This window comes from Pantoea sp. EA-12 (assembly GCF_030053355.1).
GTDB classification, from domain to species: Bacteria; Pseudomonadota; Gammaproteobacteria; order Enterobacterales; family Enterobacteriaceae; genus Pantoea; species Pantoea vagans_C.
In genome coordinates, this window is the sequence record NZ_JASGBY010000003.1 from 1 (window position 1) to 16,986 (window position 16,986).

General features: G+C 53.1%; 16 protein-coding genes. 8 read left to right on the forward strand and 8 right to left on the reverse strand.

Annotated elements, in window-relative coordinates; all coding sequences use genetic code 11:
* Positions 1-317 precede the first annotated feature (317 nt).
* The gene (gene gmhB / locus QMZ30_RS05305) at positions 318-878 is read right to left on the reverse strand and encodes a D-glycero-beta-D-manno-heptose 1,7-bisphosphate 7-phosphatase (protein WP_058972663.1); all 561 of its coding nucleotides are present in this window, start codon (positions 876-878) and stop codon (positions 318-320) included.
* Positions 879-1,066: 188 nt separating this feature from the next.
* Here gmhB and metN point away from each other — a divergent pair, with 188 nt between their 5' ends.
* The 6 genes from metN to proS all read left to right on the forward strand — a co-directional run bounded on the left by metN (position 1,067) and on the right by proS (position 6,624).
* Entirely contained in the window at positions 1,067-2,098 is a 1,032-nt protein-coding gene (gene metN / locus QMZ30_RS05310; protein ID WP_283226631.1) for a methionine ABC transporter ATP-binding protein MetN, read from the forward strand.
* On the forward strand, positions 2,091-2,744 hold the full coding sequence (locus QMZ30_RS05315; RefSeq protein ID WP_058972665.1) for a methionine ABC transporter permease MetI: 654 nt from the start codon (positions 2,091-2,093) through the stop codon (positions 2,742-2,744). The genes metN and QMZ30_RS05315 overlap by 8 nt, the downstream gene beginning before the upstream one ends.
* A gap of 37 nt (positions 2,745-2,781) precedes the next feature.
* On the forward strand, positions 2,782-3,597 hold the full coding sequence (locus QMZ30_RS05320; RefSeq protein WP_039331173.1) for a MetQ/NlpA family lipoprotein: 816 nt from the start codon (positions 2,782-2,784) through the stop codon (positions 3,595-3,597).
* A gap of 115 nt (positions 3,598-3,712) precedes the next feature.
* The gene (gene rcsF, locus QMZ30_RS05325; protein WP_039331175.1) at positions 3,713-4,114 is read left to right on the forward strand and encodes an envelope stress sensor lipoprotein RcsF; all 402 of its coding nucleotides are present in this window, start codon (positions 3,713-3,715) and stop codon (positions 4,112-4,114) included.
* The gene (gene tsaA, locus QMZ30_RS05330) at positions 4,111-4,815 is read left to right on the forward strand and encodes a tRNA (N6-threonylcarbamoyladenosine(37)-N6)-methyltransferase TrmO (protein ID WP_283226632.1); all 705 of its coding nucleotides are present in this window, start codon (positions 4,111-4,113) and stop codon (positions 4,813-4,815) included. The genes rcsF and tsaA overlap by 4 nt, the downstream gene beginning before the upstream one ends.
* Positions 4,816-4,905: 90 nt before the next feature.
* The gene (proS, locus tag QMZ30_RS05335; protein ID WP_283226633.1) at positions 4,906-6,624 is read left to right on the forward strand and encodes a proline--tRNA ligase; all 1,719 of its coding nucleotides are present in this window, start codon (positions 4,906-4,908) and stop codon (positions 6,622-6,624) included.
* A gap of 29 nt (positions 6,625-6,653) precedes the next feature.
* Here proS and arfB read toward each other — a convergent pair whose 3' ends face one another.
* Positions 6,654-7,064 carry an alternative ribosome rescue aminoacyl-tRNA hydrolase ArfB gene (gene arfB / locus QMZ30_RS05340; protein WP_283226634.1) on the reverse strand — a complete coding sequence of 137 codons (411 nt, stop codon included), beginning with the start codon at positions 7,062-7,064 and terminating at the stop codon, positions 6,654-6,656.
* A 216-nt stretch (positions 7,065-7,280) separates the two neighbouring features.
* Here arfB and QMZ30_RS05345 point away from each other — a divergent pair, with 216 nt between their 5' ends.
* Together QMZ30_RS05345 and rof are read left to right on the forward strand one after the other, a co-directional pair.
* Complete coding sequence (locus QMZ30_RS05345) at positions 7,281-7,481, forward strand: YaeP family protein (RefSeq protein WP_013507964.1); 201 nt, start codon at positions 7,281-7,283, stop codon at positions 7,479-7,481.
* Positions 7,468-7,731 (forward strand): Rho-binding antiterminator, encoded by a 264-nt coding sequence (gene rof / locus QMZ30_RS05350; protein WP_039331186.1) that lies wholly within the window; start codon positions 7,468-7,470, stop codon positions 7,729-7,731. The genes QMZ30_RS05345 and rof overlap by 14 nt, the downstream gene beginning before the upstream one ends.
* Before the next feature lie 41 nt (positions 7,732-7,772).
* Here rof and QMZ30_RS05355 read toward each other — a convergent pair whose 3' ends face one another.
* The 6 genes from QMZ30_RS05355 to dnaE form a co-directional block, all read right to left on the reverse strand.
* Positions 7,773-8,081: a c-type cytochrome gene (locus tag QMZ30_RS05355; protein WP_283226844.1), complete on the reverse strand. Its 309-nt coding sequence runs from the start codon at positions 8,079-8,081 to the stop codon at positions 7,773-7,775.
* Positions 8,082-8,095: 14 nt separating this feature from the next.
* The gene (gene tilS, locus QMZ30_RS05360; RefSeq protein WP_283226635.1) at positions 8,096-9,397 is read right to left on the reverse strand and encodes a tRNA lysidine(34) synthetase TilS; all 1,302 of its coding nucleotides are present in this window, start codon (positions 9,395-9,397) and stop codon (positions 8,096-8,098) included.
* A gap of 53 nt (positions 9,398-9,450) precedes the next feature.
* Positions 9,451-9,840: a VOC family protein gene (locus QMZ30_RS05365; protein WP_283226636.1), complete on the reverse strand. Its 390-nt coding sequence runs from the start codon at positions 9,838-9,840 to the stop codon at positions 9,451-9,453.
* A gap of 75 nt (positions 9,841-9,915) precedes the next feature.
* A complete protein-coding gene (locus QMZ30_RS05370; protein ID WP_283226637.1) occupies positions 9,916-12,066 on the reverse strand; it encodes a lysine decarboxylase LdcC in 2,151 nt (716 codons plus the stop codon).
* 457 nt (positions 12,067-12,523) lie between these two features.
* Entirely contained in the window at positions 12,524-13,483 is a 960-nt protein-coding gene (gene accA, locus QMZ30_RS05375; RefSeq protein ID WP_283226638.1) for an acetyl-CoA carboxylase carboxyl transferase subunit alpha, read from the reverse strand.
* A gap of 12 nt (positions 13,484-13,495) precedes the next feature.
* On the reverse strand, positions 13,496-16,978 hold the full coding sequence (gene dnaE, locus QMZ30_RS05380) for a DNA polymerase III subunit alpha (RefSeq protein WP_283226639.1): 3,483 nt from the start codon (positions 16,976-16,978) through the stop codon (positions 13,496-13,498).
* Positions 16,979-16,986 lie beyond the last annotated feature (8 nt).

Consider the following 16,986-nt stretch of genomic DNA (forward strand, 5'->3'; position numbering starts at 1 on the left):
TTTTACGTCCGGAGACGTTGATATCAATCCTGCGAGTGCCCACACAGATTGTCTGATAAATTGTTAAAGAGCGGTGCAATCAGCGCCTTAAGCTGCTGTTGCGAGGTGGCGTATATTACGCTTTCCTCCTTCAGAGTCAAACACTTTTTTCAGTGTTTTTTCTCCGGCGGGGTGAATCACTTCACGCCCTGCTGAGCCGTCTGCGTTGCCGCTTTGCCGTCTCAGTGGTGGCGCATTATAGGCAGACTCTGAGGAAGCGCAAGCGTAAATTTCAACTTTTTTATCGTTCGATTAAGATTTGTGCAAAAGGCCCGTTTTTAGGCCTTTTTAAGCCGTCCAGGCAACTCAGCCAGGCTATTAAGCACCCAATCAGCCGCTGCTTCACCTTCTGCAGTTACCGGTTTTCCGCTGCGCACCAGCACTTTTGTGCCGACACCCGCCGCCTGCGCAGCCTGCATATCTTCTATTTTGTCGCCTACCATATAAGAAGCAGCCATATCGATGTTCAGATGCTTCTGTGCAGACAGCAGCATACCGGGTTGCGGCTTACGGCAATCGCACGCCTGGCGATACTCTTCTACTGTTGCATCGGGTAGATGCGGACAGAAATAGATACCGTCGAGATCGACATCGCGATCCGCCAGCGACCAATCCATCCATTCGGTGAGCTGCATAAACTGGTCTTCAGTAAACATGCCGCGCGCAATACCCGACTGGTTGGTCACCAGCACCAATGCATAACCCATCTTTTTAAGCGCCTGTAACGCTTCAATGGTGCCATCAATAAATTCAAAATTATCGATTTCATGGACATAGCCGTGATCGACATTCAGGGTGCCATCACGATCAAGGAAAATAGCCGGGACTTTGTTCGTCACGTAGAAACTCCTGCTGCAAATAGTGCCGCTCAGTATCGCATGATTGCGTATAGCGAGAGAATGGCAGATTGAATGACTTCGATTGATTTAGCCGTCTGGATGCCTTAACATCCATCCAAATTTCACGCTGTGCAACAGTATGAAACCCGATACACCACGGACAACGCAACACGATAACTATTAAACTAATGATTAAACTCGAAAATATTACCAAGGTGTTCCAGCAAGGTTCACGCACTATTCAGGCGCTGTCAAACGTCAGCCTGCACGTGCCTGCTGGGCAGATTTATGGCGTCATCGGTTCTTCCGGTGCCGGTAAAAGTACGCTCATTCGCTGCGTTAACTTATTAGAACGTCCAACATCTGGCCGCGTATTGGTTGATGGCCAGGAGTTAACCGCCCTCTCCTCCGGGCAACTCACACTGGCTCGCCGCCAAATTGGCATGATCTTCCAGCATTTTAATCTCATGAACTCACGCACCGTATCCGGTAACGTCGCACTGCCGCTTGAGTTGGGCAACCTGTCACGTGACCAGATTAAAAAGCGAGTGAGTGAGCTGTTAGAGTTAGTTGGACTGGCGGACAAGCACGACAGCTGGCCAGCCAATCTCTCCGGTGGCCAAAAGCAGCGTGTCGCCATTGCGCGTGCGCTGGCAAGTAACCCTAAAGTTCTGCTGTGTGACGAAGCCACCAGCGCACTGGACCCGGCCACCACGCGTTCAATTCTCGAACTGCTGAAAGACATCAACCGCCGTCTGGGTATTACCATTCTGTTGATCACACATGAAATGGACGTGGTAAAACGCATCTGCGATCAGGTTGCGGTGATCAGCAATGGTGAGTTGATTGAGAAAGACAGCGTCAGCGAAGTGTTCTCGCACCCTAAAACCCCGCTGGCTCAGCAATTCATTCAATCTACGCTGCACCTGGATATCCCGGACGATTACCAGCAGCGTATGACACCACAAGCCACCGCCGAAAGTGTGCCTCTGCTGCGTCTGGAATTCACCGGCAAATCGGTGGATGCGCCGCTGCTTTCAGAAGCCGCTCGCCGTTTCAATGTGAATAACAACATCATCAGTGCTCAAATGGATTACGCCGGTGGCGTGAAGTTCGGCATCATGCTGGCCGAAATGGATGGCAGTGAAACAGATACACAGGCAGCCATTGCCTGGCTGCAAGAAAATCATGTGAAAGTAGAGGTACTGGGTTATGTCTGAAGCGATGATGTGGTTACTGACGCGTGGCGTCTGGGAAACGCTGATGATGACCTTTGTCTCCGGCTTCTTTGGTTTTGTCCTTGGCCTGCCAGTGGGCGTGTTGCTGTACGTCACGCGTCCAGGACAGATTCTGGCGAATGGCGTGCTTTATCGCGTGTTGTCTGCGCTGGTAAATATCTTCCGCTCGATTCCCTTCATTATTCTGCTGGTATGGATGATTCCTTTCACGCGCGCCATCGTAGGCACCTCGATTGGTCTGCAGGCCGCCATTGTGCCACTGACAGTCGGCGCGGCTCCCTTTATTGCGCGCATGGTTGAGAACGCCTTGCTGGAGCTGCCAACCGGTTTGATTGAAGCCTCACGCGCCATGGGTGCCACCCCGCTGCAAATCGTGCGTAAGGTGCTGCTGCCGGAAGCCCTGCCGGGTCTGGTGAATGCCGCTACAATTACCCTGATTACGCTGGTCGGTTATTCCGCCATGGGCGGTGCCGTGGGTGCTGGCGGTCTGGGTCAGATTGGTTATCAGTACGGTTACATTGGCTATAACGCCACCGTGATGAATACCGTACTGATTTTACTGGTTGTTCTGGTGTACTTAATTCAGTTCTGTGGCGACCGCATTGTACGTGCTGTGTCCCATAAATAAGCAAACAACATCAATAGTCCTCTATTAAGGAAAGGATATGTCTTTCACATTTAAAAAGATTGCCGCTGTGGGTGCTCTGATTGGCGCAATTGCGCTGGCAGGATGCGATCAGAAAGCTAAAGATCCAAACCACATCAAAGTGGGTGTGATTGTCGGTGCTGAGCAGCAGGTTGCAGAAACCGCGGTTAAAGTTGCCAAAGAGAAATATGGCCTGGATGTCGAACTGGTGACGTTCAACGACTATGTGCTGCCAAACGAAGCACTGAGCAAAGGCGATATTGATGTTAATGCCTTCCAGCACAAACCGTACCTGGACCAGCAGATCAAAGATCGTGGTTATAAGCTGGTTCCAGTCGGCAACACCTTTGTTTACCCGATTGCTGGCTACTCGAAAAAAATCAAATCTCTGGATGAACTGCAGAACGGTGCGCAGATTGCTATCCCGAACGATCCAACCAACCTTGGTCGTTCTCTGCTGCTGCTGCAGAAAGTGGGCCTGATCAAACTGAAAGATGGCGTTGGCCTGCTGCCAACCTCACTGGATATCGTTGAGAACCCGAAAAACCTGAAGATTGTTGAGCTGGAAGCGCCGCAGCTGCCACGTTCACTGGACGACCAACAAATCGCCCTGGCCGTGATCAATACCACCTACGCTAGCCAGATTGGCCTGACGCCAGCGAAAGATGGCATCTTCGTGGAAGATAAAGATTCTCCTTACGTCAACCTGATCGTCAGCCGTGAAGATAATAAAGATGCGGAGAACGTGAAGAAATTTGTGCAGGCATATCAGTCTGATGAAGTTTCAGAAGCCGCTAACAAAATCTTCAACGGCGGTGCAGTGAAAGGCTGGTAATTTTCGCCTTTCATGCCATGCAGGGCGGCTTCGGCCGCCCTTTCTTTTTGCTGACTTGTTATTTAATCCGGTCCTTGATTCAATAACGCCACTTTTTATTTATGAGGATGTTGATATGCGTTTTTTACCGCTCTGCTTGTTGGCATTAATGCTAACAGGGTGTGTACGTGAATATCACCCGATAAGCAGCGCCCCTGTTCGTCCACAGGCGTCATCCAGCGAACCTGAACGCAAACCCACTCCACGCCCTGCGCCGGTGAAAATTTATACCGACGCTACCGATCTGGTCAGCAACCCGTTCCGCGATCTGGGTGAAGTATCCGCTGATGATTGCCAGAGCAGCAGCCAGGATTCGCCTCCCAACATCAACACCGCGCGCAAGCGTCTGCAGATCAAAGCGGCGAACATGAAAGCTAATGCGGTATTGCTGCACAAGTGCGAAATCGTCACCAGCACGCCAGGCTGCTATCGCCAGGCGATTTGCCAGGGCTCTGCACTGAAAGTTTCCAATCAATGAGTGATTTTGCCTTTGCGCAAATCGGCGTCATTCGTTCGCCGTGGAAAGAGAAATTTGCCGTGCCGCGCCAGCCCGGCTTAGTGCAGGATGGTGGCGGCGAATTGCACTTACTGCCGCCCTATAATCAGCCAGAGGCGGTGCGCGGGCTTGAAGACTTTAGTCACCTCTGGGTGCTGTTTGTCTTCCACCAAACCATGGAAGGTGGCTGGCGTCCAACCGTGCGACCTCCTCGCTTAGGCGGCAACGCGCGCATGGGGGTATTTGCCACGCGCTCAACGTTTCGCCCCAATCCCATCGGCATGTCGCTGGTCGAGTTAAAAGGCATCCGGTGTGAAAAGCAGCAAGTGATTTTGCAGCTTGGCAGTCTGGACTTGGTCGATGGTACACCGGTGGTGGATATCAAACCCTACCTGCCATTTGCTGAAGCCCTTCCCGATGCACGCGCAGGATTTGCCCAAAGCGCCCCGGATGCGAGCATGCCGGTTCGCTTCTCCGCGTTAGCGCAAAGCCAAATCCAGCAGCAGAAAAAGCACCCCCAACTGGCGCGATTTATTGCTGAAGTATTGGCGCAAGATCCCCGCCCTGCCTATCGAAAAGGTGAAGCGGAAGATCGTGAGTATGCCGCCTGGCTACTCGACTTCAATGTGCGTTGGCGTATCGATGAGGCCGGCACCGAAGTGATCGCCCTCGATCCGCGCTAAAACAAGCTTTTGAGTGATTGGTCTCGCTGGTACACTAGCCGCCAGAAAAATTTTTGTCAGTGTCCTTCCGTACAACTGGAATCGTAATCAATGCGTACTACTCAATATCTGCTCTCTACTCAGAAAGAGACGCCTTCCGATGCGGAAGTGATCAGCCACCAGCTGATGCTGCGCGCCGGGATGATCCGTAAACTGGCTTCTGGCCTTTACACCTGGTTGCCGACCGGTGTCCGCGTCCTGCGAAAAGTTGAAAACATCGTACGCGAAGAGATGAACAACGCGGGCGCGATTGAGATCTCCATGCCGGTGGTTCAGCCTGCCGATTTGTGGGAAGAGAGCGGTCGTTGGGAGCAGTACGGCCCGGAACTGCTGCGCGTTAAAGATCGCCACGACCGTCCATTCGTATTGGGTCCAACCCATGAAGAAGTGGTGACCGATCTGATCCGCAACGAGCTCAGCTCCTACAAACAGCTGCCGCTGAACCTGTATCAGATCCAGACCAAATTCCGTGATGAAGTTCGCCCGCGCTTTGGTGTGATGCGTTCACGCGAGTTCATCATGAAAGATGCGTATTCGTTCCATACCTCGCAGGAATCGCTGCAGGAAACCTATAATGCGATGTACCGCGCATACAGCCAGAGCTTCAGCCGTATGGGTCTGGATTTCCGTGCGGTTCAGGCTGACACCGGCTCCATTGGCGGTAGCGGCTCTCACGAGTTCCAGGTTCTGGCACAGAGCGGTGAAGATGATGTGATCTTCTCGAGCGAGTCCGATTACGCTGCCAATATTGAAAAAGCAGAAGCGGTTGCGCCAGCAGGCGATCGTCCAGCAGCAACGCAGGAACTGACGCAGTTCGCAACGCCCAATGCCAAGACCATTGCAGAGCTGGTTGAGCAGCATCAGATCCCGGTTGAAAAAACCGTGAAGACGCTGATTGTCAAAGCAACAGAAGAGAGTGGCCATTCGCTGGTTGCGCTTTTGGTGCGCGGCGATCATGAACTTAATGAGATCAAAGCCGAACATCTGGATATCGTTGCCTCTCCACTTGAAATGGGCAGCGAAGAAGCCATTCGTGCTGCAATCGGTGCTGGTTTCGGTTCTCTCGGCCCTGTTGGTTTGAACATGCCAGTGATTGCTGACCGTACCGTGGCCAAAATGAGCGACTTCTCAGCGGGCGCTAATATTGATGGCCAGCACTTTGCCGGCATCAACTGGGTACGTGATTTACCAGAAGCACGCGTGGAAGATATTCGTAACGTGGTGGAAGGCGATCCAAGCCCAGATGGCAAAGGCACGCTGCAGATCAAACGCGGTATCGAAGTCGGTCACATCTTCCAGTTGGGTACCAAGTACTCAGATGCGATGAAAGCGGCGGTACAAGGTGAAGATGGCCGTAACCAGATTATGACCATGGGTTGCTATGGTATCGGCATCACCCGTGTCGTCGCGGCAGCCATTGAGCAGAACCATGACGAGCGCGGTATCATTTGGCCAGCTGCACTGGCACCGTTCGAAGTGGCGATTCTGCCAATGAACATGCACAAATCTTTCCGCGTGAAAGAGCTGGCGGAAGAGCTGTACAACGAACTGCGTGCTAAAGGCATCGATGTGATTCTGGACGATCGCAAAGAGCGTCCGGGCGTGATGTTCGCTGATATGGAACTGATTGGCGTGCCGCACACTATCGTGATTGGCGATCGTAACCTTGATAATCAAGAGATCGAGTACAAATCGCGTTCAGCCAGCGAGAAACAGATGATTAAGCAACACGACATCGTCAACTTCCTGGCTACAGCCCTGAATAAGTAATACTGAACGCCTCCTTTGGGAGGCGTTTTTTATTGCACCTTCCCGCGCATCGCCTTCACGTTACTGCGTCGTGTTTTACTCTCCAGCCTGCGCTCTTTTGATGCGCGTGTTGGACGCGTTGCCCGCCGAACCTTTTCAACCGTAGTGAGTTCTCGAATCAGATTGATTAACCGCTGCAGGGCCGCCTCGCGGTTCATTTCCTGGCTGCGATATTCCTGAGCTTTGATAATCACCACGCCCTCTGCGGTAATCAAATGGTGGCTTGCCGCAAGGAGTCGCTCCTTGTAAAACGGCGGCAACGACGATGCGTGAATGTCGAAACGTAGATGAATGGCGGTGGATGTTTTATTCACATGCTGGCCGCCCGCGCCCTGTGCGCGGATGGCACTGAGCTCGACTTCATTATCCGCAAGTGAAACCGTTCGAGACAGCACGATCATCTGTCACCTGCCGTTAAGTACGACGTTGTGTCGTGTAATAACCTGTTCATCAACTTAACCTTTTGTGCGCCGTCTAAATGCTTAAGACCAGCGCTATCTGTCACTTTTACACTTTTCTTTGCAAACATCCCGCGCCTCCCAGGCTGATTTCCATGAAAATCCTGTGATATAGTCGCGTATCAACCAGAGTATTTAAGCTCTGCTGAGGAGGTGTATGTGCAAAAGTATTGTGAGTTAGTTCGCCAGAAGTATGCCGAAATTGGTAGTGGCGACCTGGGGTATGTGCCAGACGCGATAGGTTGCGCGCTAAACGCACTCAACGATATTGCCGCTAATTCTGCGCTAAACTCTTCTGTCAGGGAACAAGCAGCTTACGCTGCTGCAAACTTATTGGTGAGCGACTATGTTGACGAATGAAGCCTACAAACCCATCAACTGCGATGACTACGATAGCCTCGAACTCGCCTGCACCAAACACTGGACGCTGTCTTTAGAGTTAAAAAGCGGCGATCAGCTCAAGGCGAAAGCCGTGGACATGGTCTCACGTAAAAACGTGGAGTACCTGACAGTCGATCTTTCCGGTGAAATCCGCGAACTTCGGCTGGATCACATCGCCAGCTTTAGCCATCCCGAACTGGGCACCGTCATCGTCAGCGAAGACGAATAGTCCCCTGCATCTGGGCGGAAGCATTTTTCCGCCCTCCTCATTTAAGGCTTTAACGAACCGTAGTAAGCCGCCAAATCTTCCATATCCTGATCGCTCAATCCCGCAACAAAAGCTTTCATCACTTCGGCTTGTCCGCCACTACGTTCGCCTTTTTTATAAGCTTGCAATGAATGCAGCAGATAGGGTGCATGTTGTCCTGCGAGATTAGGATAGAGTGGCACCGCACTTTTACCTTCCGCGCCATGGCACGCCAGACAAGTGGCCGCTTTCTGCGCCCCCGCATTCACATCGCCGTCGGCAAAAGCCGGCAACGCAGCAGCCAGCAACGCGGTTGCCATCCAGTATTTCATCATTGCTCTCCATCTTATTGTTGTTTTAACCAGATCGCCTGCCAGCCTTGCTCATTGCTGGCAGCACCTTCACGGGTAACAAAGATCCCCGGTGCACAAATCAGCGTCTGGTTATAATAAATCAAAGGGATACGTTCACGCTGCCACGGCGGCACACCCAATTCCTGCCACAGCTTTTTCATTTCACGCCCGCCGGCACGCCCTTGCAGATGATAATAACCGCGCGCCTGAAAACGAATGTTGATCGATTCGTCTGCGGAAGGTTGGCGTAAAAGGGCCATTGCCGTATCGGCCTGCAATTCTCCTATACCACCGGGTAATGGCAGCGAGTAGCTGCGGTCATTCCAGGTTAGCGAGTGCTGACTTAGCGATGGCTGTAAGATGAGCCAATAGAGTTGTTCACGATAGCGATGAAGTTCAAACAGGCCAAAACGCAGGCAAGGATTTGCATCTTCACGGCTGAGCATCGCCTCGTCGGTAATACGTTTTAACGCTGAACGTGAAGGCATTGTGCCGCCCTGCGATGCAATCCAGCGCCGCAGCAGCGCATGCCGCCGCGCTTCACTCATTGTTAGCAGCGGAGGAAAATGCAGTGCGCCTTGGGCGTCGGTAAGTTGCGTTACCTGCTCAGCCAGCAATTCATCCAGCAACTGCTCTTGCTCGCCACAAAGGGCGGCACTGCGCGCGCTGGCTGCACTGAAATGCGGCCAGCGCGCCTGCAACAACGGCAGAATCTGCTGACGCAAAAAGTTGCGGTCATAACGGCTGTCTGCGTTACTTTCGTCTTCAATCCAGCGTAACTGGTGTTCTGCCGCATAGGTTTCGAGCTGCTGGCGGCTTACATCCAGTAGCGGGCGTAGATGGAGATGCCCATCGATTTGGCGCTGCACCGGCATCGCGGCTAATCCAGCCGGACCACTGCCACGTTTGAGTGCCAGCAGCAGCGTTTCGCATTGATCGTCGAGGTGCTGAGCAGTCAGTAAGCACTCACCGGGTTGCAGCTGTTGAAACAGGATTTGATAGCGCGCCTCGCGCGCTGCAGCCTCAATCCCCTTAGCGGAGCCGTCAACCTGTACATGCAGCACTTCGCAGGGAATGTGCCACTGCTGGCAGATCTGCTGGCAGTGCGCTGCCCAACTATTGGCATTCGGACTCAATCCATGATGAACATGTAGCGCACGCACGTGCAGCTGCGGCAGCTGGCGTTGCCAACTGACCAACTGATGCAGCAAGACCGTGGAGTCAAGCCCGCCACTGAACGCCAGCACACAGCGGGCGTCGGGTGTCAGCAACGAAGCAAGATGGGAAAAAGACATAGTGCGTTCCATCAAAGCGGGCCGCCTGATTGCAACCCACAGCGGACGCTAGTTTACGCCTGATACAGCTCTAGCGGCAAACCGTCTGGATCGGGGAAGAACGTGCAGGCTTTACCGGTTAAGGCATCAATACGGATCGGTTCGCACACCACGCCTTTCTCCGCGAGGGCAGCAATCGACTGCTCCACGTCCTCAACACAAAAAGCCAGATGGCGCAGGCCACAGGCTTCCGGGCCACTGACACGCGCGGGAGGAGTGGGGAACGAGAACAGTTCAATGGTGTATACGCCATTCAGCCCCAGGTCCCCTTTCCACGAGTCGCGCTCGGCTCGGTAGTATTCGCCCAACAATTCAAAGCCTAACACGTCACAGTAAAACGCCTTACTGCGCTGATAATCGGTGGCAATAATGGCAATGTGGTGGATCTGTTTTATCTGCAGCATAGCGGCTCCGGTTTTCACGTTAGCCGCATACCCTACGTGCTCTGCGCGGCGCTGAAAAGAGGCAATTATCCGAACTTAGTCAAGGTTCTCCTCCCGTAGCACGCGAACCAGGTAACGGCCATCTTCGGTGAGCGTTGCCCCATGAATATCGGTTTCAAATCCAGGATAGTGCCGCCCGATAGTGCAGAGCATCAACAGGAAATCGAGCACGGCCCGGCTCTCCTCGGTGACCATTTCCCCTGGCATCACCAGCGGCACACCCGGAGGATAAGGCAGAATCATATTGGCGGAAATACGTCCCACCAGCTCGCGGATATCCACCGTTTCAACTAATCCTTGCACCTGACGCTGAAACGCCTGGTGAGGTGTCATCTTCGATTCTGGCAACACATCGAACGCTTTAAGCATCAGGCGCGGCAGATCGTGTTGCAGGATCAGTTGGTGAATGCCCTGCGCCAGGGTCTGAATGCGCATATTACGGTAGAAGTCGGGATCTTCCGCGTACAGATCCGGCAACATGTTTTTTACCCGCAGGTTGAGATCGTAGGCGCGCTTAAACTCTGTCAAACCGCGCAACACGCTCATGGCCTTGGTTTTATCGATGCCAATACTGAACAGGAACAATAAATTGTAGGGTCCCGTTTTCTCTACCACCACCCCACGTTGATCGAGGAATTTCGCCACCAGCGAGGCCGGAATGCCCTCTTCCGCCATGCGGCCCAGTTCACTCATGCCCGGCGTCAGAATGGTGACTTTGATCGGATCGAGATACATGTGATCGCGATCGGCATGCGTAAAGCCGTGCCAGTCCTCTTCGCCCGGCTGGATCGGCCAACACTCGGCTTCATCAATCTGTTCCGGTTGCCAGATATCAAAGAACCAGCCGTCACACTCTTCGCGTAGACGCTGTATTTCACGCCGGAAATGCAGTGCTCGCTCTACCGAGCGATTAATCAGCCGTTTGCCCGGATTGCCACGCAGCATCGCCGCTGCGGTTTCGATGGATGAGACTATCGCGTAACTCGGCGATGTCGTGGTGTGCATCATGTAGGCTTCGTTAAAGGTGTCGTGATCGTAATCGCCTTTGATGTGAATCAGCGAAGCCTGTGAAAAGGCGGCCAGCAGTTTGTGTGTTGATTGGGTCTCATAAATCACCTTACCGGGAATGCGATCCCCGCTCATGCCACTTTTACCGGCGTAAATCGGATGGAAATTGGTATAGGGCACCCACGCAGAGTCGAAGTGGATCGATGGGACATCCAGCGTTTGTTTGATGTACTGCGTGTTGTACAGCAGTCCATCATAAGTAGAGTTGGTGATCACCGCATGCACCGGCCAGCTGGCGCGTGGCGTGTGGTTTACCTTTTGCTGAATGCTGTCACGGGTGAACTCACGCTGGGGAATGCCGCCGAGAATACCGAGCGCATTGCGGGTCGGTTTGAGCCAAATCGGAATGATGTCGCTCATCATCAGCAAATGCGTGAGTGATTTATGGCAGTTGCGGTCAATGAGTACTGTGCTACCCGCTGGCGCGGCATACATCCCCACAATTTTGTTCGACGTCGATGTACCGTTGGTCACCATGTAGCTTTGTTCTGCGCCGAAAGTTCGCGCCACATACTCTTCAGCCTCAAGATGCGGACCGGTGTGGTCGAGCAGCGAGCCGAGTTCCGTAACCGAGATCGACACATCCGCCTTGAGCGTGTTGGCACCAAAGAAATCATAAAACAGGCTGCCCACCGGGCTTTTCTGGAACGCAGTACCGCCCATGTGGCCGGGCGTGCAGAAGGTGTACTTACCCTCTTTCACATAGGTGAACAGTGCCTTGGTCAGCGGCGGCATGATTTTGTCGATGTATTCATCGGTGTATTGGCGGATATGCAAGGCGATATCGTCAGCCGCATTAAGCGCGTACTCGAAGAACTGCAACGCCATGCGCATTTCATTGATGCTGACATCCATTTGCGAATGGGTGTTGATGAAGGCGTAGAGCGGCAAATATTCGTTGAGCTGATTGATATCGCTACACAGCGCTAGACTGTAATCGTCCCAGTCAAAAATCACGCCACAGATGCGCGGGTTGTGTTCAATCAGCTTGAGCAGGTCGCTGGCATTGTTGGGATAAACGGTCTGGAAGCCTTGTAATTTGAGCGCTGCGTCCAGTTCGCGAATCGGTTCATCTTTGTAGAACGCGCCGTGCGGTCCCATGATCGCAATAATATTCAATGCTCACCTCCTGTGGTGTTATGGCACTGAATAAGGATAGCGAAAAGTAAGAGGTGAATGTTCTGGAATGCGGAGTCGTTGACAGTAAATGTAAGGCTGGATGCGAGAGCACGTTGTTTAGGGGGTATTGCTGAAAGTTGGGTGCAAAGGCCAGAAAAGGCCAGCCCGATCGCAAAGGAAACACGCATCCATGCAGATCTGCCGGGCCATCCATGGCCCGGACGCTTTGCTATTCGGGCTGGCCTTCTCTGGCCGGTTAGATTTTTATTGCTGCCCAATCCACAGTCGTCTGTTTGAGCCCCTCATTATTAAGGACAGTTCAAGGAGTAAATGGACGCCTTGCACTTCGGACTGGCCTTTACTGGACCACGCAATGAGCCCACAGCGAAGCCCTCCCTAACTAAAGACATAAAAAAAGCGGACCTCAGTCCGCTTCTCTTCACTCTGCACAGCTCGCTTATGCGTAGCCGTAGCTCATCAGACGCTGATAACGACGGTTAAGCAACTCTTCAGTGCTCAACACGTCAAGATCGGCCAGATCGGCTAACAGCTGTTTCTTCAACACACCAGCCATGTCGACTGGATGACGATGCGCGCCGCCCAGTGGCTCTGGAATGATTGAGTCAATCAGCTTCAACTCTTTCAGACGATCGGCAGTGATGCCCATCGCTTCCGCAGCCAGTGGCGCTTTATCGGCGCTTTTCCACAGAATCGACGCACAACCTTCCGGTGAGATCACCGAGTAGGTACTGTACTGCAGCATGTTCACTTTATCGCCCACGCCAATCGCCAGCGCACCACCGGAACCGCCTTCACCAATCACGGTACAGATGACCGGGATTTTCAGGCCAGACATCTCACGCAGATTACGCGCGATAGCTTCAGACTGACCGCGCTCTTCTGCGCCCACGCCCGGATATGCACCCGGCGTGTCGATGAAGGTAATCAGTGGCATCTTGAAGCGCTCGGCCATCTCCATCAGTCGCAACGCTTTACGATAGCCTTCTGGAGCGGGCATACCAAAGTTACGACGGATCTTCTCTTTGGTTTCACGACCTTTCTGATGGCCAATCACCATCACCGGACGACCATCAAGACGGGCAATACCGCCGACAATCGCTTTGTCATCGGCATAAGCGCGGTCGCCTGCCAACTCATCGAAATCATCAAACGCGTTGCGGACATAGTCCAGCGTGTAAGGGCGCAGCGGGTGACGCGCGAGCTGCGCAACCTGCCAGGCACCTAAATCGGAGAAGATTTTACGGGTCAGCTCAACGCTTTTTTCACGCAGACGCTGCACTTCTTCATCCAGATTAATATCGTGTTTCTCATCTGAACGGCCAATTGACTTCAGCGAGTCGATTTTCGCTTCCAGTTCTGCGATTGGCTGTTCAAAATCCAGGTAATTAAGACTCATAATGTTCCTGTTTTAGTCAAACTCCAGTTCCACCTGCTCCGATCCTACTAACGACCGCAAATCGTTGAGTAAACGATCGCTGGGCGAAATTCGCCACGCTGCACCAAAGCGCAGCTTCGCCCGCGCATCTGCTCTCTGATAATAGAGATGCACCGGAATGGTCCCGGAGCGATGAGGCTCCAGAGACTGGCGGAGACGGTTTAAAAGCTGGTCATCAATTTGCCTGTCCGTCAGCGAGATAGCAAGTCCGCGCGCGTATTTTTCCCGCGCTTCGTCGATGTCCATCACTTCTCGAGCGGTCATTTTAAGGCCACCGCTAAAGTCATCAAAGCTGACCTGTCCACTGACGATCAGGATACGGTCTTTCTCCAGCAACTGCTGGTATTTATCTAACGCATCGGTAAATAACATCACTTCCAGACGACCAGAACGATCGTCGAGAGTACAAATACCAATTCGGTTGCCGCGCTTGGTGACCATCACGCGGGCGGCAATCACCAGTCCCGCCGCGATGGTTACTTTACCACGATCCGTTGGATGCATGTCCTTCAGGCGCATGCCGCCAACGTAGCGATCGATCTCTTTCAAATACTGATTGATGGGATGGCCCGTGAGGTACAGCCCGAGCGTCTCACGTTCGCCATCCAACTGAATTTGTTCAGGCCAGGGCGTAATGTTGGTATAGGACTTCTCAACCTGCTCTGGTTCTTCTGCCAGTACGCCAAACATATCCGCCTGACCTGTGGCTTCCGCTTTCGCGTGCTGGTCCGCAGCTTTAAGCGCATCACTGAGCGCACTCATCAGGGCGGCACGATGCGGGCCCAGGCGATCGAATGCACCCGACATGATCAGCTTTTCCAATACACGTCGGTTGATCTTCTTGGTATCGGTACGCGCACAGAGATCAAACAGCTCTTTGAAGTAACCGCCTTCGTTACGCGCTTCAATGATCGCTTCGATCGGGCCTTCACCTACGCCTTTAATCGCGCCGATGCCGTAAACGATCTCACCTTCATCATTGACGTGGAACGGATACAAGCCGGAGTTAATGTCTGGCGGCAACACTTTCAACCCCATGCGCCAACATTCATCCACCAGACCTACCACCTTCTCGGTGTTATCCATATCCGCGGTCATCACCGCCGCCATAAACTCGGCGGGATAGTGAGCTTTTAGCCATAGCGTTTGATATGACACCAAAGCATAGGCTGCCGAGTGCGACTTGTTAAAGCCATAACCGGCGAATTTCTCTACCAGATCGAAGATCTTCATCGAGAGTTCGCCATTAACCCCCATGCTCTCGGCACCGTCCTGGAACACTGAACGCTGCTTGGCCATCTCTTCGGGTTTCTTTTTACCCATAGCACGGCGCAGCATATCCGCACCGCCCAAGGTATAACCCGACAGCACCTGAGCGATCTGCATCACCTGTTCCTGATACAGAATGATGCCGTAGGTCGGTTCCAGCACCGGCTTCAGGGTTTCGTGCTGCCACTGAATATCCGGATAGGATATCTCTTCACGACCGTGCTTACGGTCAATGAAGTTATCTACCATGCCTGATTGCAGCGGCCCCGGACGGAACAGCGCCACCAGTGCGATCATATCTTCAAAGCAGTCCGGCTTAAGACGTTTGATCAAGTCTTTCATGCCGCGCGATTCAAGCTGGAATACCGCCGTGGTTTCCGAACGCTGCAGCATATCGAAGCTTTTCTTGTCGTCCAGCGGGATGGCGGCGATATCGATCGGCTCCAGCCCCTCTTTGGCGCGGCGCGGGTTAATCATCTTCAGCGCCCAGTCAATGATGGTGAGCGTGCGCAGGCCAAGGAAGTCAAACTTCACCAGCCCAGCATATTCCACATCATTCTTATCAAACTGGGTAACCGGGAACTGGCCATTTTCATCGCAATAAAGCGGTGCGAAATCGGTGATTTTGGTTGGCGCGATCACCACACCACCGGCGTGTTTACCGGCGTTACGCGTCACACCTTCCAGCTTACGCGCCATATCAATCAGCGCTTTAACCTCTTCATCCGCCTCGTAGATTTCCGGCAGTTGCGGTTCCGCTTCAAAGGCCTTTTCCAGCGTCATGCCGGGATCGGGCGGGATCAGCTTGGAGATACGATCGACAAAACCATAAGGATGACCGAGCACGCGCCCCACGTCGCGAATAACCGCTTTCGCCGCCATGGTTCCGAAGGTGATGATCTGTGATACTGCTTCACGGCCATACATCTCAGCAACGTGATCGATGACCTGGTCGCGCTTCTCCATGCAGAAATCGACGTCGAAGTCAGGCATCGATACACGCTCTGGATTGAGGAAACGTTCGAACAGCAGGTCAAACTCCAGCGGATCGAGGTCAGTGATTTTCAGCGCATAGGCCACCAATGAACCTGCACCTGAACCACGGCCCGGCCCAACCGGAATGCCGTTATCCTTCGACCACTGGATAAACTCCATCACGATCAGGAAGTAGCCAGGGAATCCCATCTGGTTGATAACGTTAAGTTCAATCTCCAGACGTTCATCGTATTCTGGTCGCTTCTCGGCACGCAGCTTGTCATCCGGGAACAGGAATTCCAGACGCTCTTCCAGCCCCTCGCGCGATTTCATCACCAGGAAGTCTTCGGTACTCATTTCACCGGTGGGGAACTGTGGCAAGAAGTACTCACCAAGGCGTACCGTGACGTTACAACGCTTAGCAATCTCTACGCTGTTTTCCAGTGCTTCAGGGATGTCCGAGAACAGCTCGCACATCTCCTCTTCGCTGCGCATATATTGCTGAGGACTGTAATTACGCGGACGCTTGGGATCGTCCAGCGTATAGCCATCGTGGATGGCGACGCGAATTTCATGCGCGTCAAAATCTTCCTCGTTGAGGAAGCAGACTTCATTGGTCGCCACCACCGGCACACCTTCGGCAATCGCCAACTCAACGGCGGCATGCAGATAGGTCTCTTCATCGGCGCGCCCGGTGCGCGTCAATTCAAGGTAGTAGCGGTTTGGGAAATGTTCCTGATAAAAACTGAGACATTGCGCCACCAGCGCGCTGTTACCACGTAGCAGACTCCGACCAACATCACCACGGCGTCCACCGGAGAGCAAGATGAGCCCTTCGCCTAATTCAACCAGCCAGTCACGATCGATAATCGGTCCTGCGATGCCGTAGCCGCGTTGATAGGCTCGTGAAATCAGCAGCGTCAGATTTTGGTAACCGGTGTTATTGGCGGCGAGTACCGTCAGTTGGGTCAGCTCATCACCCATCAATTCACTGGCAACGTGGAAATCCGCACCGACGATCGGTTTTACCCCTGCATCGTGCGCGCTACCGTAGAATCGCACCAAACCACAAAGGTTGATGTAATCGGTGATGGCAATCGCCGGCATGCCGAGCGCAGCCGCCTTTTTGACCAGCGGCTTGGTTTTCGCCAGGCCATCCACCATGGAGTAGTCGCTATGGACGCGCAGATGTATAAAACGAGGTTCAGCCATATCAGTTT